The organism is Streptomyces sp. PTL18 (assembly GCF_059510295.1).
This window is the reverse complement of the sequence record NZ_JCAJZO010000177.1, coordinates 1-243: the sequence shown is the minus strand read 5'-3', so window position 1 is coordinate 243 and position 243 is coordinate 1. Positions and strand designations below refer to the sequence as shown.

The following is a 243-nucleotide window of genomic DNA, read 5'->3' as shown; positions in this document are numbered from 1 at the left end:
CCATGGTCAGGCTTCCGGCCCGCGTCTTGCGGGATTCGGGAGCGATCCCTCCGTGGTGCTTGAGGACGGTGAACACCGAGCCCGGCGGCTTGCCGATCTGCCTGGAGATGACGCTGATCGACTCCCCGGCCCTCCACCGTCGCCACAAGTCTGCCTTCATCTCGTCCGACATCCCCGGCCGACCCAGTCTCGCCACGCATACCGCCCTCAACCAGCACTGTTGCTCTGACCGGTTGAATCTAA

The 243-nt window shown here is 64.6% G+C and carries 1 pseudogene; it reads right to left on the bottom strand.

The features are described from left to right. Positions 1-160, bottom strand: a pseudogene (locus AC5WS8_RS39535) (IS30 family transposase); the annotation flags it as partial. Between the last annotated feature and the right edge of the window lie 83 nt (positions 161-243).